Source organism: Vogesella perlucida, assembly GCF_979366545.1.
This window is the reverse complement of the sequence record NZ_CEETRO010000003.1, coordinates 126,139-151,005: the sequence shown is the minus strand read 5'-3', so window position 1 is coordinate 151,005 and position 24,867 is coordinate 126,139. Positions and strand designations below refer to the sequence as shown.

Genomic DNA, 24,867 nt, shown 5'->3' with positions numbered 1-24,867 from the left:
GGCCAAAGCCGCCGCGGCGCGCTGGCGGCATACTGCGGCCAACCTTGCCAATCGGAGCCTGCCATGTGGAACGACTATGCTATTGCCCGTGCGCTGCACGTCCTTGCCATCGTGATGTGGGTGGGCGGCGTCGGCTTTGTCACCACGGTGCTGATTCCTGCCATTCGCCGCCGTTTTCCCCCAGATCAGCAATACGCCCTGTTCGAGGGCGTAGAGCATCGCTTTGGTGCCCAGGCGCGTTTCTGGGTGCTGCTGGCGCTGGCCAGTGCCGGCTGGATGCTGCACAGCACCGACAGCTGGGCGCGGCTGCGCGATACCGGCTGGCTGCACCTGATGATCGCCGCCTGGCTGCCGTTTTTCCTGCTGCTGTTCGTGCTGGAGCCGTTTATCGTCCACCGCTGGCTGAAGCAGCGCGCGCAGCGCGACCCGGCAGGCACCATGGCGCGGGTGCAGTGGCTGCACGTCGGCCTGCTCGTACTCAGCCTGGCCGCTGTGCTGGCCGGTGTGGTGGGGGCGCATGGTGGCTGGCGTCTGGCTTGATGCCAGTGCTGACGCCAGCACGGCCCTTGCCGTATGCTGCCAGAATGACCTGCCCGAGGCCCTGTGATGCCGCTTTCCACCCCGCACGCCACTGAAACCGACCTGTCCGCGCTGCTGGCGCATCCGGCGCGCTGGCTGCTGGCTACGCGGCCAGCCTTTCTCACGCTGACGCTGGGTGGCGTGCTGCTGGGCCTGGCCATGGCTGGCCCGCAGGCGCTGGCACAGGGTTGGCCGCAAGCGCTGCTGGCGGTGTTGCTGGCCTTGCTGTGCCACGCGGCAGTGAATGTGATTAACGACGTGGCCGACCACGATAACGGCAGCGATGCGGCCAACCTGCAGCGCGAATACCCGTTTACCGGCGGTAGCCGTTTCATTCAGGCCGGTGTGCTCACGCGGCGCCAGATGGTGTTGCTGGCGGCCGGCCTCTTCGCCGTGGTGACGGCTGGCGGCCTGTGGCTGGTGTGGCAGGCGGGCATTGGCCTGTTCTGTACCGGCCTCGCGGGGGTGGTGCTGGGCTGGGTGTATTCCGCGCCGCCGCTGCGGCTTAATAGCCGCGGTCTGGGCGAGCTGACGGTGGCGCTGTGTTTTGCCTTGCTGCCAGTAGGCGTGCTGCAAGTACTGCAGGCACCGGTACCCGCCGGGCTAGCGTGCTTGGCCGCAGGCTACGGCGTGGCTGCCGCCTTGCTGCTGTTTGCCAACCAGTTTCCCGACCGCCAAGCTGATGCGCTGGCCGGCAAGCGCCACTGGGTAGTGCGCCTTAGCCACCCTGCGGCGGTACGCGGCTATCTGCTGCTGGCGGTGCTGGCCATGGTGTTGCCGCTACTGGCCGGCCTGCCGTGGCAGCTGTGCCTGCTGCCCCTGTATTTGCGCGCCTGGCGTGCCTTGCAGCAACAGCAACTGCGCGCCGCCATCATTCCCACTATCATGGCGGCCAACCTTTACCCTTTGTTGCTGGCCGCCAGCCTGTGGCTGCGGCCAACCTTGTGAAAGACACCCCATGATCGGACGACTCAGCGGTACGCTTATCGAGAAACTGCCGCCGCAAATCACTGTGGACGTGAACGGCGTTGGCTACGACGTCGACGTGACCATGACCACCTTCTACCAGCTTCCGGCGCTGGGCCAGAAAACCACGCTGTTTACCCACCTGGTCGTGCGCGAGGACGCGCACCTGCTGTACGGCTTTGCCTCCCGCGACGAGCGCGAAACCTTCCGCCAGCTGATCAAGGTCACCGGCATTGGCGCCAAGATCGCGCTGGCGATCCTGTCTGGTATGAGCACCGACGAGCTGGCCGTGGCGGTGGCCAGCGAAGACCTGAAGCGCTTGTCCAGCGTGCCTGGCATCGGCAAGAAAACCGCCGAGCGCCTGGTGCTGGAGCTGCGCGGCAAGCTGGCCAGCGGCAGCAACCTCACCGTACCCGGCGGCCTGCCGTTTGCTGCCACCCCGGACGACAAGAGCGATATTGTGAACGCGCTGCTGGCGCTGGGTTACAACGATAAAGAAGCCGCCGCCGCCACCAAGGGCCTGCCGCTGGACGTGACCGTCAGCGACGGCGTACGCCTGGCGCTGAAAAACCTGATGAAAGGCTAAAGCCGCTATGCAGAAAGTGCTGCTGATTACCGGTGCTAGCCGTGGCATTGGCGCGGCTACTGCCAGGTTGGCCGCACGCCGTGGCTGGGCGGTAGCCGTGAACTACCATCGCCAGGCCGACGCTGCGCAGGCGGTGGTGGACGCCATCCGAGCCGAGGGCGGCCGCGCCGTGGCACTGGCGGGCGATGTGGCGGATGAGGCGGCAGTACTGCGCCTGTTTGCCGACACCGAAGCCGCGCTGGGGCCGCTGTCGGCACTGGTGAACAACGCCGGCGTGCTGGCCCCGCAAATGGCGCTGGCCGATATGGACGTGGCGCGCTGGCAGCGCATACTGGCCACCAATGTGCTGGGGCCGCTGCTGTGTTGCCGCGAGGCGGTACGGCGTTTGTCCACCCGCCGCAGCGGGCAGGGCGGTGCCATTGTCAATGTGTCGTCGGCGGCAGCGCGGCTGGGCTCACCCGGCGAGTACGTCGACTACGCCGCCAGCAAAGGCGCGCTGGATACGCTGACGCTGGGCCTGGCCAAAGAAGTGGCGGCCGAGGGCATACGCGTCAACGGTGTGCGCCCCGGTTTTATCTACACCGACATGCACGCCGACGGCGGCGAGCCCGGCCGGGTCGACCGCGTCAAGGCCGGCATACCGCTGCAGCGCGGCGGCCAACCCGAAGAAGTCGCAGCGGCCATCCTGTGGCTGCTGTCCGACGAAGCCTCGTTTACAACCGGCCATATGCTGGACGTGGCCGGCGGCCGCTAGGCATTCACCTTTAACCTGCAAGGACTCCTCATGGCCAACGTAGCCGTACTGATCGACGCCGACAATGTGTCGCCCGCCTGGATAGAAGACGTGCTGGAAGAAGCCGGCAAGCTTGGCGTGCTTGCGCTCAAGCGCGTGTACGGTGATTTCAGCCGCCACGACAAAGCCTGGCGCGACCTGTGCGCGCGCTTTGCCATCCACCCCATACAGCAGTTTCCCAATACCAAGGGCAAGAACGCGTCCGACATCACCCTGGTGATCGACGCCATGGACATGCTGCATTCCGGCCGCTACCACAGCTTTTGCCTGGTCTCCAGCGACAGTGATTTTTCGCGCCTGGCCACCCGCCTGCGCGAAGACGGGCTGGAGGTGTGGGGCTTTGGCGAAGAGAAAACCCCCGGCGCCTTTGTGAACGCCTGCAGCAAGTTCGTGTACGTGGAGGTGCTGGCGCTGGACGATGTGGCCGCCAAGGTCGACGACGCCGGTGGCAAAGAAGAAGCCGCCAGCTCGGGCAAAGCAGCCCAGGCCAGCCGCGTGCTGCGCCCGCTGGATAAAAAGCTGCGCGCGCAGTTCCAGAAAGGCATCGAAAGCATGGACGACGACGAAGGCTGGGCCGACCTGGGCGGTGTAGGCAGCCTGCTGGGGCAGTGGATGCCGGACTTCGACCCGCGTAATTACGGCTTTGCCAAGCTGTCCGACCTGGTGGTGAAATCCGGCTGGTTCGACGTACATAAAGCCAGCAGCGGCCGTGGCGGCGTGTCCATCCGCCTGAAGCCGGGGCGCAAGGGCGGGCGCTAGGCGGCGGACACCTGCGGCCAACGTTGGCCGCAGTAGCCGGCCTGCAGTGGTAACATCAGCCCATTGCCTGTTAGCGATTTCGTCATGATCCAGACCGATAACCTGATCGGCGGCGCACCCGAGCGCCGCATTGTTACCCCGCAGCGTGCTTCCGAGCAGGAAGAGGCGCTGGAGCGTGCGCTGCGCCCCAAGATGCTGGACGAGTACGTGGGCCAGAAAAAGGCGCGCGAGCAGCTGGAAATCTTTATCGAGGCCGCCAAAAAACGCGGCGAGGCGCTGGACCACGTGCTGCTGTTCGGCCCGCCGGGCCTGGGCAAGACCACGCTGGCGCACATTGTGGCGCGCGAGATGGGTGTGAACCTGCGCCAGACCAGCGGCCCGGTGCTGGAGCGCGCCGGCGACCTGGCGGCGCTGCTGACCAACCTGGAGCCGCACGACGTGCTGTTCATCGACGAGATCCACCGCCTCAGCCCGGTGGTAGAAGAGATCCTCTATCCGGCGCTGGAGGATTACCAGATCGACATCATGATCGGCGAAGGCCCGGCTGCGCGCTCGGTCAAAATCGACCTGCCGCCGTTTACGCTGATCGGCGCCACCACCCGCGCCGGCATGCTGACCAACCCGCTGCGCGACCGCTTCGGCATTGTGGCGCGGCTGGAGTTTTATACTGCCGAGGAGCTGACGCGGATTGTCAGCCGCTCGGCCGGTTTGCTGAACGTGGAGCTGGCCGACGACGGCGCTTTCGAAGTGGCGCGCCGCAGCCGGGGTACGCCACGTATTGCCAACCGCCTGCTGCGCCGCGTGCGCGATTATGCCGAGGTGCGCGCCAATGGCATTGTGAGCGCGCAGGTTGCCGACGCGGCGCTGGCCATGCTGGACGTGGACCCGGCCGGGCTGGACGTGATGGACCGCAAATTGCTTCAAGCCATACTGGATAAATTCGGTGGCGGGCCGGTAGGCCTGGACAACGTGGGCGCGGCCATTGGCGAATCCACTGACACCATCGAAGACGTGATCGAACCCTATCTGATCCAGCAGGGCTACCTGCAGCGTACCCCGCGAGGCCGTATGGCCACCGCGCTGGCGTACACGCATTTCGGCCTGCCTGTGAAAGACTGAGCATGAAGCAGAAACTGATCATCAAGACCGGCGAGCCAGGGACCCCGGTGCGCGATAGCCGCGGGCGTTTTGAAGACTGGATCGTACGCGAAATGGGCGAGCAGCCGGGCAGCTGGCGCGTGGTGTGGGTAGCCGCTGGCGAGACACTGCCGCCGGTAGAGCAGGTGGCCGGGGCGGTGATTACCGGCTCGCTGGCCATGGTAAGCGACCGCGCGGCCTGGAGTGAGGCCACGGCGGCCTGGCTACGCGAGGCGCACGCCGCGCAGCTGCCGCTTCTGGGCATCTGCTTTGGCCACCAGCTGCTGGCGCACGCGCTGGGCGGCGAGGTGGGCTACCACCCGCAGGGGCCGGAGGTGGGCTCGGTGCAAATCCAGCGCCATGAGCACGCCGCGGCCGACCCGCTGCTAGGCGGCCTGCCGCCACGCTTTGCGGCCAACGCTTTTCATTGGCAAACGGTGCTGCGCCTGCCGCCAGGCGCTACGCTCTTGGCCAGCAACGAGATGGAGCCGCACCACGCTTTTCGTTTGGGCAATACCTGGGGCTTGCAGTTTCACCCGGAATTCGACGCCGATTCCACCCGCCACTTTATTCAGCTGGCGGCACCCGCGCTGGAAAAAGCCGGACTGCAGCCGCCACAGCTGGCGCAGCAGGTTTGCCCCACGCCCGAGGCGGCCAGCCTGCTGCGCCGCTTCGCCGTTTTGCTGGCCGGGCCCGCCACAGCGTAGAATGCAGCCAAGCCAACCATAGGCATACCAAAAGGGAGAAACCATGTTTTACGCCTTGCTCATCGTCACTCTGGGCGTCGCGCTGCTGACGTCTGTGCTGGTAGCGCGATTTTTCAGCGACGCCGTGCTGAAAATCCTGAAAAGCATCATCGGGCCGGAGCTGGCCGACGCCTGGCGCAAGTACATGAGCTTTGCCATTGTGGTGGTGGGCGTGTCCGGCGGTGTCAGCACGTATGAAATCCAGAAATACCTGCAAACCGGCCGCGAGCAGACCATCGAGCTGACCGGCCCGCGCTGGACCATCGAAATCTACCGCACCGTGATCGATACGCTGTCGCAGATCTCGTGGGTCATGTTGCTGTTCTTCCTGTGCGCCATGGTGGCTTACGTGATCGTGCGGGTTGCCGAAAGCACGCGCGACCAGCGCCGCCAGCGCAAGGAAGACGACGACGCGGTGTAAGCCCTGCTATTCGTTACCATACGGCTCGCCACGCAGGCGGGCCGTTTGTTTTGGAGCCTGCCATGCAACTGCGTCTGATTCTGGGCGACCAGCTTAACGCCGCCCACAGCTGGTACCGCAAACGCCGCGACGACGTGGTGTACGTGCTGATGGAAACCCGTAGCGAAGCCGGCTACGTGCGCCACCACGCGCAGAAAGTGCTGGCGCTGTTTGCCGCCATGCGCGGCTTTGCCGACGCGCTGCAGGCCGCCGGCCACCGCGTGCATTACCTGCGCATTGGTGATGCGGCCAACCAGCACGACTTTGCGGCCAACCTGGCATGGTTGGCCGCACACTATGGCGCCAGCAGCCTGGCCTGCCAGCAGGCCGACGAGCGCAGGGTAGACGCCCTGCTGGCCGCGCTGCCGCAGCAGCTGGGCCTGCCGCTCGCGCAAGTGGACAGCGAGCACTTCTACACCACGCGTGACGAGGCGGCGCGGCTGTTCGGCAGCAAGGGCTGGCGCATGGAAACCTTCTACCGCCGCATGCGGCAGCAGCACGGCGTGCTGCTGGATGCGGCGGGCAAGCCGGAAGGCGGGCAGTGGAACTACGATGCGGCCAACCGCGAGCCCTACCGTGGTGAGGTGGCATTGGCCGCCTGGCCGTTTGCCGCACACGACTTGTCGGCACTGTGGCAGGAGATCGTCGATGCCGGAGTGCAGACGCTGGGCGAGCCGCAGGCCAGTGCGCTGCCGTGGCCGCTGACCCGGCGCGAGGCGCGGGCGTGGCTGGTGGATTTCATCCAGCAGCGGCTGCGCCATTTTGGCCGCTATCAGGATGCGCTGGTGCACGGCGAGGCCTGGCTGTTCCACAGCGGGCTGAGCTTTGCGCTGAATAGCAAAATGCTGTCGCCACACGAGGTGGTGCAGGCTGCCGAGGCCGCCTGGCGCAGCGACCCCACACTGCCGCTGGCTAGCGTGGAGGGGTTCATCCGCCAGATTCTGGGCTGGCGCGAATACGTGCGCGGGGTGTACTGGGCGCGGCCGGATTTTGGCAGCGTCAATGCGCTGCAGCACCGCCGCGCCCTACCGCGCTGGTTCTGGGATGGCGACACCGGCATGGCCTGTGTGGCGCAAGCGGTGCAGGGCAGCCTGCAACACGCCTATGCCCACCATATCCAGCGCCTGATGGTGACCGGCAATATCGCGCTGCTGCTGGGCTGTGACCCGGACGAGGTAGACGCTTGGTATCTGGGCATTTACATCGATGCCTTCGAGTGGGTGGAACAGCCCAATACCCGCGGCATGAGCCAGTGGGCGGATGGCGGTTTCATGGCCAGCAAGCCGTATGTGTCCGGCGGTGCGTATCTGGCTCGCATGGGCGACCACTGTGCGCATTGCCGCTATGCGGTGAAGCAGAAAACCGGCCCCGGTGCCTGCCCGTTCAACAGCCTGTACTGGCATTTTCTGGCACGGCACGAGGCCACACTGGCGGCCAACCATCGGCTGGCCATGCCCTACGCCAGCTGGCGCAAGATGGACGAGGGCGCGCGCCAGGCACTGCTGGCCCAGGCCGAAGCCTACTTGCAGGATGTAGACAGTTTGTAGCACCGGCCATGAAAAATGCCGTCCACCGGGGCGGGGGACGGCATCAGGGTTGGCCGTAACGGCCCGCCACACGCGTTTACAGCGTGACCATGTTGTCGCGGTGTACCAGCTCCGGTTCTACCAGGTAGCCCAGCACGCCTTCGATGTCGCGCGTGGCTTTACGCATGATCAGGCGGGCTTCTTCCGAGCTGTAGTTCACCAGGCCGCGCGATACCTCTTGCCCTTGCTCGTCCACACAGGCCACGGCATCGCCGCGCAGGAAGCTGCCTTCTACCGCGATGACACCGATCGGCAGCAGGCTGGTGCCCTTTTCACGTACCGCCAGCGCGGCGCCGGCATCCAGTACCAGCTTGCCGGACAGCTGCAGGTGGTCTGCCAGCCACTGCTTGCGCGCGGCCAGGCGGGTGGTGGGGGCGTTCAGCTGGGTGCCGATGGCTTCGCCATCGGCCAGGCGTGACAGCACGCTGGCCTCGCGGCCGCTAGCAATCACGGTGGCGGCGCCGCTGCGCGCGGCGCGTTTGGCGGCGATGATCTTGGTGTACATGCCGCCGGTGCCCACGCTGGAGCCCGCACCGCCGGCCATGGCTTCCAGTGCCGGGTTGCCGGCTTCGGCATCGTGGATGAATTCGGCGTTGGGGTCTTTGCGCGGGTCGGCGCTGTACAGGCCGCGCTGGTCGGTGAGAATCACCAGCGCATCGGCCTCGATCAGGTTAGTGACCAGCGCGCCCAGCGTGTCGTTATCGCCAAAGCGGATCTCGCTGGTGACCACGGTGTCGTTCTCGTTGATGATGGGTACCACGCCCAGTGTGAGCAGGGTGGACAGCGTCGTGCGGGCGTTGAGGTAGCGCAGGCGGTCGGACAGGTCTTCGTGGGTCAGCAGTACCTGGGCGGTCTGCAGGCCGTATTCGCGGAAGGCGCTTTCATACGCCTGGCACAGGCCCATCTGGCCCACGGCGGCGGCGGCTTGCAGCTCGTGCACGGCCTTGGGGCGTTTGGCCCAGCCCAGGCGCTGGCAGCCTTCGGCGATGGCGCCGCTGGAAACCAGCACCACTTGTTTGCCACGGCGGCGCAGCTCGGCAATTTCGGCAGCCCAGCGCGCCAGTGCGCCGTGGTCCAGGCCTTTGCCGTCGTTGGTTACCAGGCTGGAGCCTACTTTCACCACGATGCGCGTGGCGGTATGAATCACCGATTGCATCCGTACTGCTTCCTGTTCGACAAAAAACGGAGTACCAGTGTAACGCATTCCGTGCAGATGGTGCGCTGCGTCAGAACTCGCTGCTGGGGCGATATTCCACAAACTGGTAGTAGGCGGTTTGCGAGTCGAGCGTGGTGGTGCGTATCAGCTGCTCGCCCTGCGCGGTCAGCATGCGGAACTCGCGCAGCTTCTGGTATTGACGCCCCGGGATTACCAGCATGGCGGGGCGGCCACTGCGTGGCAGGGCCGGCAGGTGTAGCGCCATCTGGAAATGGTCGTTGGGGTGGGTGATCACCGGCATCAGCATGACGGCGTGGGGTAGTGGGCCCAGCTGTTCCAGGCCGCATTCCGCTTCCATGCCTTCGCCGCGCAGGTTGACCCAGCGTATGACCGCCAGGTGCCATAGCTTGCCCGGCAAGCGCAGCATGGCCAGCTCGCCGGTGCGCAGCGGGTGCTGGGGCGATTCGCCGCGCAGCAACATGCCCGAGGCGCTCAGGTTTTGCATGGTAATGCTGGCCGGCGCGGCGGGCAGTGGCCGGGCAGGTTTGGCCACGGGCGGCACAGTGTCGTCCGGGCTATGTATTTCTACCCCATCCTGTTTGGCGGCCAGTACCGGTGGCATGTGCTCTGGTGGGGTGGCAAAGTCCCAGCTGGCCTGGTTGGCAATAAACCAGCAGGTGGGCAGCAGGGTAACCAGCTCGACTTGTTGCGGGCTGTCGTGCCGGGCATGGCGGCGCTGTGGCGCGCTTTGCCAGGTTTCCATCAGGCGCAGCACGCGGCGGATTTCCTCTGCCAGCAGGGTGTCTTCGCTGTGGTTTTGCGCCAGGCGCTGCAGGCTGAGCAGCTTTTCCAGCAGCTCGTGTTGCAGTGCCTGGGTATCGATAATCCAGCAGTGTGCCGCGGTCTGGCTGGCGGGGAGTTCGCTGTGGAAACGCGGCGGGCTGTCTGTTTCGGGCTGGTAAAGGAAGGCGCCGTGCCGTTCTGGCAGGCGGTCTACCTGTACCAGGTGCAGGCATTTTGCGTACTTGCGGATCAGCAGCAAGGTGTAATCGATTAGCGCGGGCTCCATGCGGTTGCTGCCGGTGAGCCCCAGCAGTAACAGCTGGCGATACAGGGAGCCCAGGCTGTCTTCTTTATCGTTCAGTGCCTTGCTTTCCCAGCCCTGTTGCAACACGTAAAGAAAGATCTGATGGCAGTCGTGCCAGAAGCCTGCCGGCAGCGGCGTGTAGGTACGGGCATACAGCATGGCAAGCTGGCGGGCACTGAGCATGGTGAGGTTCAGTGCTTCGAGCTTGTGGCGGTCCAGCGCAAACAGGCCATGCTCCTGGCTGCGGTCCAGCAGTACACGCTTGAAACCGTTGTGGATCAGGATGGACAGGTGCTGTGCCAGCAGGGCCGCCCTGCGTGCCTTGCTATAGCACGTCAGGTCGCCCGGGCGGGCTTCGGCTTCCAGTACCGGCAGCAGCTTGTCTTGTGCCAACAGGTACAGCCGCAGTAGCTGCAAGCGGCTGGCGGGGGGGAGCTTGATGCAGTTCAGCTGTGCCAGGGCGTCGCGGATCAGCTGTGCGCAGTCAAAAGGCTGCGCATAAGGCAGGTGGTGAAGCCAGGCCTCTAGCTGGTCGGGGTCACACATGACCATAACCGGGTCGAGGTGTGGCGTGTTGAGCGACAGATTCAGCATCAGAAAACGGTACGGCTCCCTCGTTAATGACGAAAGTATATTGAAATATGCAGTAGTGCCGCTAGTAACATTTATGGCAACGGGCTGTCAGGCCGGCCAGACGCGGCACTGCCTGCCAGTAGCTCGCTCAATACGGCACAGGTGCTGTCTACCAACTGCAACATGTGTGCCTCCTCGATAATGTAAGGCGGCATGAAGTACACCGTTTTACCGATCGGCCTGACCAGGCAGCCGCGTGCCAGCATGCCGCTGAAAAATGCCACGGCAAAGTCTGGCCGCTCGCTGTCCACATCAAACGCCCAGATCATGCCCTGCTGGCGGAAGTGTCGTACGGCCGGGTGGGCCGCTACGCGGGCCAGGTGGCGGGTGAAGTTGGCCGCGGTGTCCTGGTTGCGTGCCAGGACGGCTTCTTCTTCAAAGATAGCCAACACGGTGAGCGCTGCACGACAAGCCAAGGCATTGCCCGTGTAGCTGTGCGAATGCAAGAAGCCGCGGCTGACCTCATCGTCGTAAAACGCCTGGTAGACCCTATCGGTCGTGAGTACGCAAGACAGCGGCAGGTAGCCGCCGGTAATGCCCTTGGACAGGCACAGGAAATCCGGGGTGATGCCGGCTTGCTGGTAGGCAAACAGCGTGCCGGTACGGCCAAAACCTACCGCGATTTCATCGGCGATCAGGTGCACCTGGTACTGGTCGCACAGGGTGCGGGCGCGCTGCAGGTACACCGGGTGGTACATGGCCATCCCCGCTGCGCCTTGTACCAGCGGCTCCACGATCAGGGCGGCGATCTCATGGTGTTTTTCATGTAGCAAGGCGGCCAGGGCATCTGCTGCGCGCAAGGCCACGGCTTCTGCACTTTCACCGTCTGCGGCCAACCTGCTGTCCGGGCAGGGCACGCGGTAGTTTTCTTTCAGCAGCGGGGCGTAGGTGGTAGAGAACAGCGGCACATCGGTTACCGCCAGCGCACCGGCGGTTTCACCGTGGTAGCTGTTTTCCAGGCTGACAAAACGCTGTTTGCCGCTTTGTCCGACATTGCGCCAGTAGTGAAAGCTCATCTTCAACGCGATTTCCGTCGCGCTGGCCCCGTCCGAGCCATAAAACGCGTGCCCCAAGCCGGAGAGGGCGGCCAGTTTTTCTGACAGCTCCACTACTGGCTGGTGGGTGAAGCCCGCCAGGATCACGTGTTCCAGCGAATCCAGTTGGTCTTTGATGGCCTGCTTGATACGCGGCTGGTTGTGGCCAAACAGGTTCACCCACCAGGAACTGACCGCATCGATATAGCGCTTGCCGTCGAAATCCTCCAGCCAGATACCATCCGCCCGCGCGATGGGCACGATAGGCAGGGTTTCGTGGCGTTTCATCTGGGTGCATGGGTGCCAAACGGCAGCGCGGCTGCGAGCCAGCCAGTCCTGAGAGTGTTGCGTCATGTTGAGGCCTGAATGGTGAAGTGAGCCCGATGCTAACACGTCTGTATCTGGCCTATCGAACTGACAAAAATTGTCACTTATGACAAAAACGGTCAGGGCGAGCCATGGCCCATGTGCCATGAACGGAAAGTATCTGCCTGAAAATAATAGGTTTTATTTTATTAAAGACCATTGGCATGGTTGTTGCTGTATTGGCCCGGATCTTGCTGCTAGCTGTGCGACACGATGCGCAGTGAGCAAGTTATGCAGAAATTACAATCGGGCTTTACGCTGATCGAGCTGATGATCGTGGTAGCCATCATCGGTATTCTGGCAGCCATCGCCATACCGGCTTACCAGGATTACACACGTCGCGCTTACATCAGCGAAGTGCTGGTCGCCGCCAGCGCGGCTAAAACCGCGGTCGAGGAATACCACGCGACGAATGGCAGCTGGCCGGCGAGTAATGCCAGCGCCGGTATTGCGGATGCCACCGCCTCGCGCGGCAGCAGTATTGCCCGGCTGGATGTGCAGGCTTCCGGTGCGGTGAGCGTTATCAGCGTAGAAGTCAGCAGCAAGATTTTTAGCGGGGCCCACGTGTGGCTGACCCCGCAGGCCACCACCTCCGGCAGTTATCGCTGGGTGTGCAGTGGCGATAACGATTTGACAAGGCTGTTGCCATCCAACTGCCGCAATTGAATCGCTGCAATAAACCAATCCCCCATCTTGCCAATAACCATGGAGTGTCAGTAATGAAACGCGTACAACAGGGTTTTACCCTAATCGAGCTGATGATTGTTGTAGCCATCATCGGTATTCTGGCCGCTATTGCTATTCCGGCCTATCAGGATTACACCAAACGTGCTCACGTGTCGGAAGGTTTGACACTAGCAGCAGCTGCAAAGACCGCTGTGACAGAGTACTACTCTACAAATAATGCTTTCGTCTCAGGTACTGCGCCGCTCAACGCTTCGTACGGCGTGGCAACAAATACTGAGATTAAGGGTAATGCGGTTGAAAAGGTTTCTGTGCTTGCTAGCGGTGTGGTACAGATTACTTACAATTCCAAAGTGGCGAGTGGCACTGCAATATGGTTGAATCCAAGTATTAATAACGGATCGCTGCAATGGAAATGTGCTGCTGCGCCTACTTCTGGTGTAACTAAGCTAGATACTGCAGCCAATGTTGATGCCAAATATGTTCCATCCAACTGCCGTTAATTAAGTGTTAACCCACCAAGGCCCAGCCTTGCATACAACCATGGAGTATTCATTATGAAACGTGTACAACAGGGCTTTACCCTGATCGAACTGATGATCGTTGTAGCTATCATCGGTATTTTGGCAGCCATCGCGATCCCGGCTTATCAGGACTACACCAAGCGTGCCCATGTGTCGGAAGGTCTGACATTGGCTGCTGCGGCAAAGACAGCCGTGACTGAGTACTACGCGACGAATAACGCTTTCGTCTCTGGTACTGCTCCGCTAAATGCTTCGTATGGTCTTGCAACAAACACTGAGATCGTCGGTAACGCTGTTACTAAAGTATCCGTTCTGGCTAGTGGTGTGGTGCAGATTACTTATAACAATAAAGTGACGAGTGGTTCCGCCATTTGGCTGAACCCATCCATTAATAATGGCTCGTTGCAATGGGCATGCTCTTCTGCGCCAACTAGTGGTGTGACCAAGCTGGATACTGCTGCAAATGTTGACGCCAAATACGTTCCATCCAACTGCCGCTAATACAGCAGTTTGATTTAATCAAAGGAGTGTGAAGACACTCCTTTTTTCATTGCCAAAGCCCATGCTACCTACCGCGATCTTGCTTCCTCTCCTGCTTGTCTACATCCTCTCCCTGCTGAATTTTGCCCGTTACAGCCCGATGCAGGATTGGTGGACGAATGCACTGACGCTGGCGCTGATCGCCGTTCCCTTGCTGCTGGGCAGTTGGCAGGCGCGTCGTGATCAAGCCCGCTTTACCACGGTGCCCTGGTTCTTGCCGGGTTTTGCCTTGTGGTGGTTGCTGCTATGGCTAGGCAGCTTGTGGCGATACCAGCAGCACAGCGCAGGGATGTTGCCGTTCGAGCTGTTTGCCGTGCTGTTGGCCGCACTGGGGGCTAGCTTGTTGGCAATGCAGCAACATAGATTGGATAGAGAGCGCGTGGTTGGCTGGCTAGCCTGGTCGGTGCTGATTAGTGCCTTGCTGCAAGCGTTGATCGGCGTGGCGCAAATGGCTGGCTGGGCGCCCTTGGCCGATGGCTGGCTGGTATTCAGCGGGCGAGAGGTAATGGGTAATACCGGCCAGCGTAACCAGTTTGCCCATGTGCTGAGTTGGGGCGTGGTGGCGGCAGCTTATCTGTGGAGCAAGCAGCGTTTGCCGGCAATGTGGGCTGTGGCAGCCGTCGTTTTGCTGGCCTTGCTCACGGCTTGGTCTGGCGGTCGCTTGCCTTTGGCTTATGCGGTGGGGATGGTCCTGGCCGGTTTGTTGTGGCACCGCCGGGCCCCCCAGCTGCGTATTGGCAAGGCTTTGCTGTGGGCGGCAGCTGCGGTGGTGTTTTTTCAGTTTGCTGGTAAGCCTGTAGCGCAGTGGCTGTTTAATGTGGACGTAGTCTCCGGCCTCGACCGCCTGGACCAAGCGGGTTTCGGTGCCCGCCGCCGTGTGGAGTGGGCGAAATGCTGGGAGATTGTGCAGGCTTACCCTTGGCTGGGCACCGGCTATGGCGGCTATGGCTACCAGTCGGTGTGGCTGGAGACCTTTGGCGGCTTGCCCAAGGTGCCGGAAAGCAGCCTGTTTACCCACAGTCATAACCTGATTACGCAGTTGGCCGCCGAAACCGGCGTACCGGCAACACTGTTGGCCGCGGCTGTGGTGGCAGGGGCGCTATGGCCTTACTTGCAGCGCCAGCATGCCACGGCCGAGAACGCTTTCCTGTTGTTGATGGGGGCCATTACGCTAGGGCATTCCATGTTTGAATACCCGCTATGGTATCTGCCATTTTCGTTTGCCTTTTTTGTGGTGCTGGCCCTGTCGCCGAAAGCGGGTGTGGAGCTGGCCTTGCGTGCCAGCATGCGCAGGGTCGGGGCGGTAATTCTCGGCGTAGCGACGCTATTGTATGTAGCCAAGGGCGCGATGGTGTTCCCGCTGCTGGTGGGTAGCCAGAACCCAACGCGTGATATCAAACAGAACCAGTTGCAGATCGAGCAGCTGATCAGCCTGTCGGCCAACCCGTTTTGGCGCTTCGAGTCCGAACTGATGCTGAGCAACTTCCTGGTGCCATCGCCCAACCAGCTGGCGATCAAGCTGCGCCATCATGAGGAACTGGTCGCTTACCGGCCTTACCCCATGTTGCTGTGCAAGCTAGCGATGCTGCGCCAGTGGTCTGGCCAGCCCGTCGCGGCACAAGACAGTTTGCGCATGCTGCAGGCAGCTTACCCGGCTGATGCCCCGCGTTGTGCCATGGTGATTGCCAGTAGTGGTGATACCCGCCTGCAGCCACTACTGGATAAAGCGGCGATGGGGGCTGTCACACAACAGCGTCAGGGCGATGCAGCCTTGGTACGCCAGGTCACCACCGGTTTGCCAGTGCGCCCGCCGCGCTTACCGCACTTTAACTAGCTGTTTTTGCTCGCCAGCCTGGCATCGGCTATGCTTCGGCCTTTGCCAGCGCCGGTGAGCGTGATTCATGTCTGCTTTTCTGATGGGTGACACCAAGCGTGTCCGTATCGCTGCTTTATTGTTGGCCGCGATCACTATTTTTCCTTTTCTGTCGCGTTTCCACTTTTTGCCCTTACCGCAGTGGTGGGGTGAAATCACGGTCGTGTGCTGCGCTGCTTTGGCGAGTTTGCTGTTGCCTGCCACGTCGTTGCCATGGCCGCGTGCGAGCATCTGGATGATGATCATGGCGCTGGTGTGGGCGCTACAGCCGTGGTTTGTACCGGTATTGTTTCCAGGCTTGAATCAGGCGACGGCGCTGGCCTTTGTGGCGCTGTCGGTGTTGGCACTGGCGGTGGTGCGCGTGCGCGTGCGCTGGGGCGCCACGGGGTTGATTACCTTTCTGTGCCAGGCGATTCTGATTGGCACGCTGCTGCAGTCCCTCATCGGTTTGGCGCAGGTTACCGGGCTGGCGCAGGCCATGGGGGGCGTGTTGTTCTACGACAGCAGCCACCCCACGACCAATGTGTTCGGCCACATCGGCCAACGTAACCAGTATGCGCATTATCTGACCTGGGGCGTGGTGGCTGCGGCCTGGTTACTGGCGAGTGGCCAGCTGGTGCAGCGCCGGCTATGGCTGGCGATTGCTTGGCTGTCGCTGTCGATTGCCTTTGCTGGCTCACGTACGGTGCTGTTGTACGCTTTTGCCCTGGCTGTGCTGGCGGGCTGGTGGCATTGGCGTTTGCGGGTGCCGCAGTCGGCAAAGATGATGCGGGTGATGTGGCTAGCCGTGGCGCTGATGGTAGCGATGCAGTTTGCCCTGCCGCTGGGCGAAAAACTGCTGGCGCCACTGTTGCATGGCCCTGTGGCGGCTAGCGGGCTGGAAAGGTTGGCCGCAAACAGCGATGGCATGGGTGCACGGCGTTTGGCCGAGTGGGGCAAGGCCTGGATTGTGTTTATCGAACACCCGGGCTACGGCTTTGGCTGGTATCAGTACGCCTCGGAGAGCGTGCGTTTGCAGATGCTGCCGCAGTTTGCCAATGCCGGCGTTAATAGCGGCCTGTTTGCCAATGCCCACAATCTGGTGTTCCAGTTGCTGGCCGAAATGGGCCTGGCTGGCACCTTGTGTGCGTTGCTGGGTTTTGCTTGGGCAGCCTGGCCTTACTTTGGTCGCCGGGTCGAGCCGGTACACCTGGTGCCGTTGGCCATCATGGCCATCACCCTGATCCACAGCATGCTGGAATACCCGCTGTGGTACCTGTATTTTCCTGCGGTCATGGTGATGATGCTGGCACTGGCACCAGAGACAGATGAGGCTCCGCTAGGCTGGGTGGCGCCCGTGTATGCAGTGTTGGCCGTAGCGTTGTTGCTGTTGGCCGCCTATGGCAGCTGGCGCTATCGCGAGATGCAGGGTTTGTATTACCCCACTACCCAGCGCCAGCAACAGCGGCTGGAGCAGATCATCCGCCACGAACCTATGTTTGCCTCGCACGCGCTGGGCTTGCTGGATGACGTTATTACGCCCACGCCGCAGGCTTTGAAAACGCAGCGTCATTGGCTGGAGCGCATGGCTGCATTCCGGCCGTACCCGGACGTATTGCGTCGCAAGGCGCAGATGGAAGCGCTGGCGGGTGAGCAGGACAAGGCGGCGCATACCTTTAGCCTGGCCTTGGCGTCTTTCCCGACCTATGCGCCCGATTTTCTGGCCGAGCTGGACGAAAACGAGCCAGCCTGGGCGCGCCTGCGTGCGATGGCGCAAGCTGCGACGGACAAACTACCGCCACAGTATCGATAGTTCAAAGCCACCGTCAGGTGGCCTGCTGCACATGAAAAAGCCCGCTTGTGATGCAAGCGGGCTTTGTTTTGCTGAGCTAACCAGTGGCGATCAGGCGTCGATTACCACACCGTGACTGAGCGCCGCCTTCATCTTGCCCAGTGCTTTGGCTTCGATCTGGCGGATACGCTCGGCAGACACGCCAAACTCGGCGGCCAGATCGTGCAGGGTGGCACCGCTGTCATCGGCCAGCCAGCGTGCTTCGATAATCCGGCGGCTGCGCGGGTCCAGCGTGGCCAGTGCGTGCTCGATACCCTCGCCTTGCAGGGTGTCCAGCGCGTGGCGTTCCATGGCGCGGGTAGGCTCGTGATGGCTGTCGGCCAGCCAATCGATCGGGGCAAAGCCGTCGTCGTCGCCATCGTCTGCCATCAGGGCCATATCCTGGCCGCTCATGCGCGTTTCCATTTCGCGGACTTCTTCCGGCTTCACGCCCAGCTGTTCGGCGATAGACTGCGCTTCTTTTTCGGACAGCGCCGAAAACCCCTGCTTCATGCTGCGCAGGTTAAAGAACAGCTTGCGCTGCGGCTTGGTGGTGGCAATGCGCACCAGGCGCCAGTTGCGCAGGATGAATTCGTGAATTTCGGCCTTGATCCAGTGCACGGCAAACGAGAACAAGCGCACGCCGCGGGTAGGCTCGAAGCGCTTTACAGCCTTCATCAGGCCGATATTGCCTTCCTGAATCAGGTCGGCTTGCGGCAGGCCATAGCCGGAGTAGCCGCGGGCGATGGACACCACGACGCGCAGGTGCGACAGCACCAGCCGTTTGGCTGCTTCCAGGTCGCCTTGTTCCTGCTGGCGCGTGGCAAGCTCGAACTCTTCTTCCGGCGTGAGCATGGGAATGCTGTTGACGGTCTGGATGTACTGTTCCAGGCTGCCATTGGCAGAGAGTACGGGCAAAGCAATCGTGGTCATACGCTGATTATCCTTGTGGAAACCTGAGCTTGATCTTAGCACTCCCGGTATGAGAGTGCCAGAAGAGCACAGGTTCCCGGCGATGGCATTTATTTATGATGTTGATAGCGGCTTAGCGGGCGCGTAGGCGGCGCAGATAGTGGCCTGCAGCCAGGCGGGCGCCCACAATGCCCAGCGCAATGCTGCTTGCGGCCAACAGTGCCAGTTCGCCTGGCTGCAGGCTGCGCAGGGTAATGCTTTCGCTGTACAGCTGCGCAAAGCCATTCAATGCTGGGGCGGCTTGCGCCACAAACACACTACACAATGCCCAGCAGCACAGCGTGCTGAGCAGGCCCTGCCACACGGCGTAGTACATGAAAGGGCGGCGGATAAAGCTGTCGGTCGCGCCAATCAGTTTGGCCACTTCGATCTCTTCCTGCCGGGCCAGTATCTGCATGCGGATGCTGTTGTGGGTGATCAGCACCAGTGCCAGGCCAAAGCTGATGCCCAGGAACCACGCTAGCTGCATGGCCAGCTCCAGCAGGCCGTGCAGGCGTTTGGCCCAGGCTGCGTCAAACTGCGCCTGCTCTACCATCGGCAGCCCGGAAAGCTCCCGTTGCAGCATTTCCAGAGCTTCCGGCGTGGCGTCGGCTTTAGGCTGTACGACAAAAGCATGGGGTAGGGGGTTGCTGCCTAGGCCTTCGCCAATGCCGCTCATGCCGCTACGCTGTTCTAGCTGCTGCAGTGCGGCTTCTTTCGAGATGAAACTGAAGCTGGCCACGCGCGGGTGGGTCTGCAGGCTGGCTTGTACGGCGGCCAGGTCGGCTTGTTCGGTGGATAACTCCATGAACAGCGTAATTTGTGGGGTGGCAGTCAGCTTGCCCACCCAGGCTTGTACACTGGTGGCGGCGAGATACAGCGACACTGGCAGCGATAGGGCGATGGCCAGCATCAGCAGATTCAGCAGGCTGCCAATGGGCTGGCGCAACATTTTCAGCAGGGCCAGGCGGGCGTCCTGCCAGTGCAGGTAGAAGTAATGTTTCATGACGCAAACTGGCCCTCGCGCAGGCGGATAATGCGGCGACCGTAGTCTTCCATCAGCGTTTCATCGTGCGCCGAGACAATGACAGTGACGCCTACTTGATGGAAGGATTTGAACAGCTCCATGATGTCCAGCGCGTAGGCGCGGTCCAGGTTGGCGGAGGGTTCGTCGGCCAGCAGAATACTTGGGCGGTGGACTACCGCCCGGGCAATGCACAGCCGCTGTTGCTCACCGCCGGAAAGCCGTACCGGCATCACCTTTTCTTTGCCCAGCAAGCCTACTTTGTCCAGTGCAGCCCGCACACGGCGCGCCGCATCCCGCCGGTCGAAGCCGATGATGTCCAGCGGCAGCATGACATTATCGAACACGCTGCGATCAAACAGGATCTTGTGGTCTTGAAAGACGATGCCGATATGCTGGCGCACGTAGGGCAGCTGGCTGGGGCGCAGCCGGCTCAGGTTCTGGTCGTTTACCAGTACATTGCCGCTGGTGGCGCGTTCTATGCCGGAAATCAGCTTTAATAGTGTGCTTTTACCCGCGCCGGAATGGCCGGCCAGAAACAGCATCTCGCCGCTGTCTATCGTGAAAGACAGGTTCTTGAGCGCATCGTGCCCGCCCGGGTAGCGTTTGCTCACCTGTTCAAACTGGATCATTGCGCCTCCTCATCTGGGGCAAAGGTTGGCCGCAGCAAGCGGGTCTAGTCAAACAGCGCGTCGATGTACGGGCTGGCCTGGAAGGGGCGCAGATCATCAATGCTTTCACCCACGCCGATAAAGCGCAGCGGCACCGGGCGTTGTTTGGCGATAGCGGCAATCACGCCACCTTTGGCGGTGCCGTCCAGCTTGGTGAGTACCAGGCCGGTGAGCCCCAGGGCATCGTCAAACGCGATAACCTGATTGATCGCGTTCTGGCCGATGTTGGCATCCAGCACCAGCATGACTTCGTGCGGGCCATCCGGAATAGCCTTCTGGATCACGCGTTTCACCTTCTTGATTTCTTCCATCAGGTGCAGCTGCGTGGGTAGGCGGCCTGCGGTGTCGGCCAGCACGATATCGATGCCGCGTGCGGTGGCTGCCTGGATGGCGTCGTAACAGACGGCGGCTGCATCACCGCTTTGCTGGGCAATCACGGTCACGTTGTTACGCTCGCCCCACGCCATCAGCTGCTCGCGGGCTGCTGCACGGAAGGTGTCGCCGGCCGCCAGCAACACGCTTTTGCCCTGGCTCTGAAAGTATTTGGCCAGCTTGCCGATGGAGGTCGTCTTGCCCGCACCGTTAACACCCACCATCATGATCACGAAAGGTTTCTTGCCCGCTGTATCCAGCGGCACCTCCAGTGGGCCGATCAACTCACCCAGGGACGACTTCAGGGCGCCCTTGAGCTCACTGGCGTCCTTCAAGCCATTCAGGCTGACGCGGTCGCGCACGTCTTTCAGCAAGTGGTTGGTGGCATCCACCCCCATGTCGGCGGTGAGTAGAACGGTTTCCAGCTCTTCGTACAGGTCTTCATCGATCTTGCCGCCGCCAAACAGCGTGGCGAGCTGCTTGCCAAGTTTGTCTCGCGTTTTGGACAGTCCGGCTTTCAGGCGTTCGGTCCAGCTGGCTTTGCGCGGGGGTTCTGCTGCTGCCGAGGCAATGACTTCGGCACTTGCCGGTACACCCGGAGCTGGCGTAGCAGCAGGCGCTGCAGGTTCGATAGCAATAGGCTCTGCCACCTTCTCTGTGGCGGCGGTATCGGCTGGCGGGGTTTTTTTCTTGAAGAAGCTGAACATGCTTGTGGAATCTGCGCACAAAATAAAGCCAGATTGTAGCCTTAAAACGGCTGTGCACGGGTGAATGACGTATCAACAAATCGCAAAACGCAAGAATGTATATATAAGGAATAAGCTGGTTAGGTACGCCTGTATCAACAGTTGGGACGGCGCGGCGTTGACGATGTAGAATTCTGCCCTTGAATTCAGGAGGATGCATGACGCAGCAGCGCAACAAGGTTCGTATCATTGGTGGCAAATACCGCAGACGCTTGCTGGATGTGCCAGAAGCAGAGGGTTTGCGGCCAACCCCGGATCGTGTGCGTGAAACACTGTTCAACTGGCTGGGTCAGGAATTGTACGGCAAGCGTTGCCTGGATCTGTTTGCTGGCAGTGGTGCGCTGGGTTTCGAGGCCGCTTCGCGAGAAGCCCCGCGTGTGGTGCTGGTAGAAAAGATGCGTCCGGTGGCGGCTGTGCTGCAAAAGAACAAGCAGCTGTTGGCGGCTACGGAAATCGAGATTCTGGTACAGGACGCGCTGGCGTATCTAAAAAATTGCCGCGAGAAGTTTGACGTGATCTTTGTTGATCCGCCGTACCAGAGCACTTTGCTTGAGCAGGTCCTACCGCAGTTGGCCGCCATTCTGGCGCCAGGCGGCAAGCTGTATATCGAAACACCGCAGCCGTACGACTTTCCGGGATGGCAAGTCGAGCGCAGTTTGCGGGCGGGCAAGGTGCACTCTTGGTTGTTGCGTGCGGAATCGCACGAATAAAGATATAACCCCGCGAACTTGCTTGTGCGAGGGGTGAGTGACAGAATTCACAATGTGGAATACTTGAGGAAATTACTATGGCTTTGATTATTACCGACGAGTGCATCAACTGCGATGTTTGCGAGCCGGAATGTCCGAATAACGCGATTTCGCAGGGCGAGGAGATCTATCAGATCGATCCGAACCTGTGCACGCAGTGCGTTGGCCACTATGACGAGCCGCAGTGCCAGCAAGTCTGTCCGGTAGATTGCATCCCACTGGATCCGGATCGCCCGGAAACCCAGGAAGAGCTGCACAAAAAATACCTGATCATCACTGGCAAGGCCTGAGGCTAAGTGACTGATTCGCAACAAAGCCCCGCCGCGCGCGGGGCTTTTGCTTGGAAATTTAGAAAAATTCTCGAAAAAGCTATTGACGCACCGGCAAGGTGTCTATACTATTCGGGCTTCTTCACGGGGGGATTCCCGAGCGGTCAAAGGGATCAGACTGTAAATCTGACGGCTCAGCCTTCGAAGGTTCGAATCCTTCTCCCCCCACCAGTTGCTATGCATCTTGGCGGCAAGATTGTGAAGTCGTCCGGATCGTAGGCGGGTGTAGCTCAATGGTAGAGCAGAAGCCTTCCAAGCTTACGACGAGGGTTCGATTCCCTTCACCCGCTCCAGGTTGTTGAATGGTTTGTATGTGAAGCTCATGTAGCTCAGGGGTAGAGCACTCCCTTGGTAAGGGAGAGGTCGGCGGTTCAATTCCGCCCATGAGCACCATCATTTAAATGTAGACTTTATTCGTTATCAGGGAATTTGCCATGGCAAAAGAAAAGTTTGCGCGGACCAAGCCGCACGTAAACGTTGGCACCATCGGTCACGTGGACCATGGTAAGACCACTCTGACTGCAGCTATCACCACCATTCTGTCCAAGAAATTCGGCGGCGAAGCTAAAGACTACTCCCAGATCGACAGCGCGCCAGAAGAAAAAGCTCGCGGTATTACCATTAACACCGCTCACGTAGAATACGAAACCGAAGCACGTCACTACGCTCACGTAGACTGCCCAGGTCACGCCGACTACGTTAAAAACATGATTACCGGTGCTGCCCAGATGGACGGCGCTATCCTGGTTTGCTCCGCAGCTGACGGCCCAATGCCACAGACTCGCGAGCACATCCTGCTGTCCCGTCAGGTTGGCGTTCCTTACATCATCGTTTTCCTGAACAAGGCTGACCTGGTGGATGACGCTGAGCTGCTGGAACTGGTTGAAATGGAAGTGCGCGATCTGCTGTCTTCCTACGACTTCCCAGGCGATGACACTCCGATCGTTACCGGTTCCGCTCGTCTGGCACTGGAAGGCGACCAATCCGAATACGGCGAACCAGCGATCTTCCGTCTGGCAGATGCTCTGGATTCCTACATCCCGACACCTGAGCGTGCTATCGACAAGCCGTTCCTGCTGCCGATCGAAGACGTATTCTCCATCTCCGGCCGTGGTACTGTTGTGACCGGTCGTGTAGAGCGCGGTATCGTTAAAGTTGGTGAAGAGCTGGAAATCGTTGGTCTGAAGACCACCGTTAAAACCACCTGCACCGGCGTGGAAATGTTCCGCAAGCTGCTGGACCAAGGTCAAGCTGGCGACAACGTAGGCGTGCTGCTGCGCGGTACCAAGCGTGAAGACGTTGAGCGTGGTCAGGTTCTGGCCAAGCCGGGTTCGATCACTCCGCACACCAAGTTCTCTGCTTCCGTATACGTACTGAGCAAAGACGAAGGCGGCCGTCACACCCCGTTCTTCGCTAACTACCGTCCACAGTTCTACTTCCGTACTACTGACGTGACTGGTGCTGTTAGCCTGTCCGAAGGCGTGGAAATGGTTATGCCAGGCGATAACGTAGAAATCACCGTAGAACTGATCGCTCCGATCGCTATGGAAGAAGGTCTGCGCTTCGCGATCCGTGAAGGTGGCCGCACTGTTGGCGCCGGCGTGGTAGCAAAAATTATCGCTTGATGAAGGTTTTAGGCCAGTAGCTCAATTGGTAGAGTATCGGTCTCCAAAACCGAGGGTTGGGGGTTCGAGACCCTCCTGGCCTGCCAAATAAGACTAACCGGCGTTTACGCCGGTTAGTCTTTTCACGTATAAGCAACGCGAGAATTCATATGGAAATGCAAGATAAGCTTAAGCTTGGCTTGGTTGCTCTGCTGGTTACTGCAGGTGTTGTGGGCTTTTACCTGTTGCCGGAAACCCAAGGCGTGCTGCGCGTGCTGGTTTTTGTTGCTGCTGTTTTGGCTGCCGCTGGGGTATTCTGGTTTTCTGCACCAGGGCGCGAGTTTGTGTCTTACGCGCAAGAGTCGATTGTAGAGGCTCGCAAAGTGGTTTGGCCAACGCGTAAAGAAACGAGCCAAATGACCATGATGGTCTTTGTCTTTGTTTTTGTGCTTGCCTTGTTTATGTGGCTGGTTGACTCGTCGTTGTCCTGGCTCTTCTATGATGTATTGCTTCGTCGAGGTTGATAATGGCTAAGCGTTGGTATGTAGTGCATGCCTACTCGGGTTTCGAGAAGAGTGTGCAGAAAGCATTGAAAGAGCGTATCGAGCGCGAAAGCATGCAGGATCTTTTTGGCCAGGTGCTCGTGCCGGTTGAAGAGGTTGTGGATATCAAGAATGGCAAGCGCTCCATTTCCGAGCGCAAGTTCTTCCCTGGTTATGTGCTGGTCGAAATGGAAATGACCGATGACACTTGGCACCTGGTGAAGAGTACGCCTAAAGTTACCGGTTTTGTCGGTGGTACGGCCAACCGCCCCGCACCTATCTCTGCCAAAGAGGTGGAGTCCATCATGCAGCAGATGCAAGATGGTGTGGAAAAGCCGAAGCCTAAAGTGCTGTTTGAGGTGGGTGAGCGTGTGCGCGTTAATGAAGGCCCGTTTACCGATTTCAATGGTTCGGTAGATGAGGTGAATTACGAGCGCAACAAGCTGCGTGTTTCTGTGCAGATTTTTGGTCGTGATACACCAGTCGAGCTGGATTTTTCCCAGGTCGAGAAGCTGTAACTATTGTTTTTAAAGAAGGTTTTGCGTATACTTACGCCCTTC

27 protein-coding genes and 4 tRNA genes are annotated in these 24,867 nt (G+C 60.6%); 23 read left to right on the top strand and 8 right to left on the bottom strand.

Going from position 1 to position 24,867, the window contains the following annotated elements:
- The first annotated feature begins 63 nt into the window (after window positions 1-63).
- The 9 genes from ACZ9XP_RS05590 (at window position 64) to ACZ9XP_RS05550 (ending at window position 7,573) form a co-directional block, all read left to right on the top strand.
- Window positions 64-540 (top strand): hypothetical protein, encoded by a 477-nt coding sequence (locus ACZ9XP_RS05590; protein WP_465188121.1) that lies wholly within the window; start codon window positions 64-66, stop codon window positions 538-540.
- A gap of 66 nt (window positions 541-606) precedes the next feature.
- Window positions 607-1,527 (top strand): prenyltransferase, encoded by a 921-nt coding sequence (locus ACZ9XP_RS05585; RefSeq protein ID WP_465188120.1) that lies wholly within the window; start codon window positions 607-609, stop codon window positions 1,525-1,527.
- Window positions 1,528-1,537: 10 nt separating this feature from the next.
- Window positions 1,538-2,131 (top strand): Holliday junction branch migration protein RuvA, encoded by a 594-nt coding sequence (gene ruvA / locus ACZ9XP_RS05580; RefSeq protein ID WP_465188119.1) that lies wholly within the window; start codon window positions 1,538-1,540, stop codon window positions 2,129-2,131.
- A 7-nt stretch (window positions 2,132-2,138) separates the two neighbouring features.
- Window positions 2,139-2,885 carry an SDR family oxidoreductase gene (locus ACZ9XP_RS05575; protein WP_147688084.1) on the top strand — a complete coding sequence of 249 codons (747 nt, stop codon included), beginning with the start codon at window positions 2,139-2,141 and terminating at the stop codon, window positions 2,883-2,885.
- Window positions 2,886-2,915: 30 nt separating this feature from the next.
- Complete coding sequence (locus ACZ9XP_RS05570) at window positions 2,916-3,683, top strand: NYN domain-containing protein (RefSeq protein ID WP_147688083.1); 768 nt, start codon at window positions 2,916-2,918, stop codon at window positions 3,681-3,683.
- A gap of 84 nt (window positions 3,684-3,767) precedes the next feature.
- The gene (gene ruvB, locus ACZ9XP_RS05565; RefSeq protein WP_147688082.1) at window positions 3,768-4,802 is read left to right on the top strand and encodes a Holliday junction branch migration DNA helicase RuvB; all 1,035 of its coding nucleotides are present in this window, start codon (window positions 3,768-3,770) and stop codon (window positions 4,800-4,802) included.
- 2 nt (window positions 4,803-4,804) lie between these two features.
- Window positions 4,805-5,527 carry a glutamine amidotransferase gene (locus tag ACZ9XP_RS05560; RefSeq protein ID WP_147688081.1) on the top strand — a complete coding sequence of 241 codons (723 nt, stop codon included), beginning with the start codon at window positions 4,805-4,807 and terminating at the stop codon, window positions 5,525-5,527.
- A gap of 43 nt (window positions 5,528-5,570) precedes the next feature.
- The gene (locus ACZ9XP_RS05555; RefSeq protein WP_147688080.1) at window positions 5,571-5,987 is read left to right on the top strand and encodes a hypothetical protein; all 417 of its coding nucleotides are present in this window, start codon (window positions 5,571-5,573) and stop codon (window positions 5,985-5,987) included.
- A gap of 62 nt (window positions 5,988-6,049) precedes the next feature.
- Window positions 6,050-7,573, top strand: coding sequence for a cryptochrome/photolyase family protein (locus ACZ9XP_RS05550; RefSeq protein ID WP_465188118.1), 1,524 nt, complete (start codon window positions 6,050-6,052; stop codon window positions 7,571-7,573).
- 76 nt (window positions 7,574-7,649) lie between these two features.
- Here ACZ9XP_RS05550 and proB read toward each other — a convergent pair whose 3' ends face one another.
- The 3 genes from proB to bioA form a co-directional block, all read right to left on the bottom strand.
- Window positions 7,650-8,768 (bottom strand): glutamate 5-kinase, encoded by a 1,119-nt coding sequence (gene proB, locus ACZ9XP_RS05545; RefSeq protein WP_147688078.1) that lies wholly within the window; start codon window positions 8,766-8,768, stop codon window positions 7,650-7,652.
- A 70-nt stretch (window positions 8,769-8,838) separates the two neighbouring features.
- Window positions 8,839-10,401, bottom strand: coding sequence for a hypothetical protein (locus ACZ9XP_RS05540; RefSeq protein ID WP_465188117.1), 1,563 nt, complete (start codon window positions 10,399-10,401; stop codon window positions 8,839-8,841).
- Window positions 10,402-10,520: 119 nt separating this feature from the next.
- Complete coding sequence (gene bioA, locus ACZ9XP_RS05535; protein WP_465188116.1) at window positions 10,521-11,876, bottom strand: adenosylmethionine--8-amino-7-oxononanoate transaminase; 1,356 nt, start codon at window positions 11,874-11,876, stop codon at window positions 10,521-10,523.
- A gap of 243 nt (window positions 11,877-12,119) precedes the next feature.
- Here bioA and ACZ9XP_RS05530 point away from each other — a divergent pair, with 243 nt between their 5' ends.
- From ACZ9XP_RS05530 to ACZ9XP_RS05515, 4 genes are all read left to right on the top strand, one after another.
- Window positions 12,120-12,554, top strand: coding sequence for a pilin (locus ACZ9XP_RS05530; protein WP_465188115.1), 435 nt, complete (start codon window positions 12,120-12,122; stop codon window positions 12,552-12,554).
- Between the two features lie 53 nt (window positions 12,555-12,607).
- Window positions 12,608-13,075 (top strand): pilin, encoded by a 468-nt coding sequence (locus ACZ9XP_RS05525; RefSeq protein ID WP_465188114.1) that lies wholly within the window; start codon window positions 12,608-12,610, stop codon window positions 13,073-13,075.
- Between the two features lie 54 nt (window positions 13,076-13,129).
- On the top strand, window positions 13,130-13,597 hold the full coding sequence (locus ACZ9XP_RS05520; protein ID WP_147688073.1) for a pilin: 468 nt from the start codon (window positions 13,130-13,132) through the stop codon (window positions 13,595-13,597).
- Between the two features lie 61 nt (window positions 13,598-13,658).
- Complete coding sequence (locus ACZ9XP_RS05515; protein ID WP_465188113.1) at window positions 13,659-15,470, top strand: PglL family O-oligosaccharyltransferase; 1,812 nt, start codon at window positions 13,659-13,661, stop codon at window positions 15,468-15,470.
- Here the strand turns inward: ACZ9XP_RS05515 and ACZ9XP_RS05510 are convergent.
- Complete coding sequence (locus ACZ9XP_RS05510; RefSeq protein ID WP_465188112.1) at window positions 15,453-15,755, bottom strand: hypothetical protein; 303 nt, start codon at window positions 15,753-15,755, stop codon at window positions 15,453-15,455. The two genes, ACZ9XP_RS05515 and ACZ9XP_RS05510, sit on opposite strands and share 18 nt — an antisense overlap.
- Between ACZ9XP_RS05510 and ACZ9XP_RS05505 the strand changes: the two genes are divergently transcribed.
- On the top strand, window positions 15,754-17,301 hold the full coding sequence (locus ACZ9XP_RS05505) for a PglL family O-oligosaccharyltransferase (protein WP_465188111.1): 1,548 nt from the start codon (window positions 15,754-15,756) through the stop codon (window positions 17,299-17,301). The genes ACZ9XP_RS05510 and ACZ9XP_RS05505 overlap by 2 nt on opposite strands.
- A gap of 90 nt (window positions 17,302-17,391) precedes the next feature.
- On the opposite strand, the gene rpoH is transcribed toward ACZ9XP_RS05505, so the two are convergent.
- The 4 genes from rpoH to ftsY all read right to left on the bottom strand — a co-directional run bounded on the left by rpoH (window position 17,392) and on the right by ftsY (window position 21,044).
- Window positions 17,392-18,252: an RNA polymerase sigma factor RpoH gene (gene rpoH / locus ACZ9XP_RS05500; RefSeq protein WP_465188110.1), complete on the bottom strand. Its 861-nt coding sequence runs from the start codon at window positions 18,250-18,252 to the stop codon at window positions 17,392-17,394.
- A gap of 112 nt (window positions 18,253-18,364) precedes the next feature.
- The gene (gene ftsX, locus ACZ9XP_RS05495) at window positions 18,365-19,276 is read right to left on the bottom strand and encodes a permease-like cell division protein FtsX (protein WP_147688069.1); all 912 of its coding nucleotides are present in this window, start codon (window positions 19,274-19,276) and stop codon (window positions 18,365-18,367) included.
- Entirely contained in the window at window positions 19,273-19,926 is a 654-nt protein-coding gene (gene ftsE, locus ACZ9XP_RS05490; protein ID WP_017507393.1) for a cell division ATP-binding protein FtsE, read from the bottom strand. Before ftsE ends, ftsX begins: the two co-directional genes overlap by 4 nt.
- Window positions 19,927-19,970: 44 nt before the next feature.
- Entirely contained in the window at window positions 19,971-21,044 is a 1,074-nt protein-coding gene (gene ftsY / locus ACZ9XP_RS05485; RefSeq protein WP_465188109.1) for a signal recognition particle-docking protein FtsY, read from the bottom strand.
- 197 nt (window positions 21,045-21,241) lie between these two features.
- On the opposite strand from ftsY, the gene rsmD reads away from it, so the two are divergent.
- The 9 genes from rsmD to nusG all read left to right on the top strand — a co-directional run bounded on the left by rsmD (window position 21,242) and on the right by nusG (window position 24,825).
- A complete protein-coding gene (gene rsmD, locus ACZ9XP_RS05480; protein WP_465188108.1) occupies window positions 21,242-21,793 on the top strand; it encodes a 16S rRNA (guanine(966)-N(2))-methyltransferase RsmD in 552 nt (183 codons plus the stop codon).
- 77 nt (window positions 21,794-21,870) lie between these two features.
- The gene (locus ACZ9XP_RS05475; protein ID WP_017507390.1) at window positions 21,871-22,122 is read left to right on the top strand and encodes a YfhL family 4Fe-4S dicluster ferredoxin; all 252 of its coding nucleotides are present in this window, start codon (window positions 21,871-21,873) and stop codon (window positions 22,120-22,122) included.
- Between the two features lie 125 nt (window positions 22,123-22,247).
- Window positions 22,248-22,332: transfer RNA gene (locus tag ACZ9XP_RS05470), tRNA-Tyr, on the top strand.
- Between the two features lie 48 nt (window positions 22,333-22,380).
- Window positions 22,381-22,454, top strand: a tRNA-Gly gene (locus ACZ9XP_RS05465).
- A gap of 25 nt (window positions 22,455-22,479) precedes the next feature.
- Window positions 22,480-22,554: transfer RNA gene (locus ACZ9XP_RS05460), tRNA-Thr, on the top strand.
- A 41-nt stretch (window positions 22,555-22,595) separates the two neighbouring features.
- Window positions 22,596-23,786 carry an elongation factor Tu gene (gene tuf, locus ACZ9XP_RS05455; RefSeq protein WP_465188107.1) on the top strand — a complete coding sequence of 397 codons (1,191 nt, stop codon included), beginning with the start codon at window positions 22,596-22,598 and terminating at the stop codon, window positions 23,784-23,786.
- A 10-nt stretch (window positions 23,787-23,796) separates the two neighbouring features.
- A tRNA-Trp gene (locus tag ACZ9XP_RS05450) sits at window positions 23,797-23,872 on the top strand.
- A 63-nt stretch (window positions 23,873-23,935) separates the two neighbouring features.
- The gene (gene secE, locus ACZ9XP_RS05445; protein WP_206211424.1) at window positions 23,936-24,289 is read left to right on the top strand and encodes a preprotein translocase subunit SecE; all 354 of its coding nucleotides are present in this window, start codon (window positions 23,936-23,938) and stop codon (window positions 24,287-24,289) included.
- 2 nt (window positions 24,290-24,291) lie between these two features.
- Window positions 24,292-24,825 (top strand): transcription termination/antitermination protein NusG, encoded by a 534-nt coding sequence (nusG, locus tag ACZ9XP_RS05440; RefSeq protein WP_026107682.1) that lies wholly within the window; start codon window positions 24,292-24,294, stop codon window positions 24,823-24,825.
- Window positions 24,826-24,867: the final 42 nt, after the last annotated feature.

What these genes read in the sequence shown, in the direction of transcription:
- rpoH (WP_465188110.1), bottom strand. Translation starts at nt 18,252, where the DNA reads ATGACCACGATTGCTTTGCCCGTACTCTCTGCCAATGGCAGCCTGGAA.
- ACZ9XP_RS05510 (WP_465188112.1), bottom strand. Translation starts at nt 15,755, where the DNA reads ATGATCATCATCCAGATGCTCGCACGCGGCCATGGCAACGACGTGGCA.
- ACZ9XP_RS05520 (WP_147688073.1), top strand. Translation starts at nt 13,130, where the DNA reads ATGAAACGTGTACAACAGGGCTTTACCCTGATCGAACTGATGATCGTT.
- ftsX (WP_147688069.1), bottom strand. Translation starts at nt 19,276, where the DNA reads ATGAAACATTACTTCTACCTGCACTGGCAGGACGCCCGCCTGGCCCTG.
- ACZ9XP_RS05475 (WP_017507390.1), top strand. Translation starts at nt 21,871, where the DNA reads ATGGCTTTGATTATTACCGACGAGTGCATCAACTGCGATGTTTGCGAG.
- ACZ9XP_RS05555 (WP_147688080.1), top strand. Translation starts at nt 5,571, where the DNA reads ATGTTTTACGCCTTGCTCATCGTCACTCTGGGCGTCGCGCTGCTGACG.
- ruvA (WP_465188119.1), top strand. Translation starts at nt 1,538, where the DNA reads ATGATCGGACGACTCAGCGGTACGCTTATCGAGAAACTGCCGCCGCAA.
- ACZ9XP_RS05590 (WP_465188121.1), top strand. Translation starts at nt 64, where the DNA reads ATGTGGAACGACTATGCTATTGCCCGTGCGCTGCACGTCCTTGCCATC.
- nusG (WP_026107682.1), top strand. Translation starts at nt 24,292, where the DNA reads ATGGCTAAGCGTTGGTATGTAGTGCATGCCTACTCGGGTTTCGAGAAG.
- ftsE (WP_017507393.1), bottom strand. Translation starts at nt 19,926, where the DNA reads ATGATCCAGTTTGAACAGGTGAGCAAACGCTACCCGGGCGGGCACGAT.
- secE (WP_206211424.1), top strand. Translation starts at nt 23,936, where the DNA reads ATGGAAATGCAAGATAAGCTTAAGCTTGGCTTGGTTGCTCTGCTGGTT.
- tuf (WP_465188107.1), top strand. Translation starts at nt 22,596, where the DNA reads ATGGCAAAAGAAAAGTTTGCGCGGACCAAGCCGCACGTAAACGTTGGC.
- ACZ9XP_RS05540 (WP_465188117.1), bottom strand. Translation starts at nt 10,401, where the DNA reads ATGTGTGACCCCGACCAGCTAGAGGCCTGGCTTCACCACCTGCCTTAT.
- proB (WP_147688078.1), bottom strand. Translation starts at nt 8,768, where the DNA reads ATGCAATCGGTGATTCATACCGCCACGCGCATCGTGGTGAAAGTAGGC.
- ACZ9XP_RS05560 (WP_147688081.1), top strand. Translation starts at nt 4,805, where the DNA reads ATGAAGCAGAAACTGATCATCAAGACCGGCGAGCCAGGGACCCCGGTG.
- ACZ9XP_RS05585 (WP_465188120.1), top strand. Translation starts at nt 607, where the DNA reads ATGCCGCTTTCCACCCCGCACGCCACTGAAACCGACCTGTCCGCGCTG.
- ACZ9XP_RS05530 (WP_465188115.1), top strand. Translation starts at nt 12,120, where the DNA reads ATGCAGAAATTACAATCGGGCTTTACGCTGATCGAGCTGATGATCGTG.
- ACZ9XP_RS05525 (WP_465188114.1), top strand. Translation starts at nt 12,608, where the DNA reads ATGAAACGCGTACAACAGGGTTTTACCCTAATCGAGCTGATGATTGTT.
- ruvB (WP_147688082.1), top strand. Translation starts at nt 3,768, where the DNA reads ATGATCCAGACCGATAACCTGATCGGCGGCGCACCCGAGCGCCGCATT.
- ACZ9XP_RS05570 (WP_147688083.1), top strand. Translation starts at nt 2,916, where the DNA reads ATGGCCAACGTAGCCGTACTGATCGACGCCGACAATGTGTCGCCCGCC.
- ACZ9XP_RS05550 (WP_465188118.1), top strand. Translation starts at nt 6,050, where the DNA reads ATGCAACTGCGTCTGATTCTGGGCGACCAGCTTAACGCCGCCCACAGC.
- bioA (WP_465188116.1), bottom strand. Translation starts at nt 11,876, where the DNA reads ATGACGCAACACTCTCAGGACTGGCTGGCTCGCAGCCGCGCTGCCGTT.
- ftsY (WP_465188109.1), bottom strand. Translation starts at nt 21,044, where the DNA reads ATGTTCAGCTTCTTCAAGAAAAAAACCCCGCCAGCCGATACCGCCGCC.
- ACZ9XP_RS05575 (WP_147688084.1), top strand. Translation starts at nt 2,139, where the DNA reads ATGCAGAAAGTGCTGCTGATTACCGGTGCTAGCCGTGGCATTGGCGCG.
- rsmD (WP_465188108.1), top strand. Translation starts at nt 21,242, where the DNA reads ATGACGCAGCAGCGCAACAAGGTTCGTATCATTGGTGGCAAATACCGC.
- ACZ9XP_RS05515 (WP_465188113.1), top strand. Translation starts at nt 13,659, where the DNA reads ATGCTACCTACCGCGATCTTGCTTCCTCTCCTGCTTGTCTACATCCTC.
- ACZ9XP_RS05505 (WP_465188111.1), top strand. Translation starts at nt 15,754, where the DNA reads ATGGCGCTGGTGTGGGCGCTACAGCCGTGGTTTGTACCGGTATTGTTT.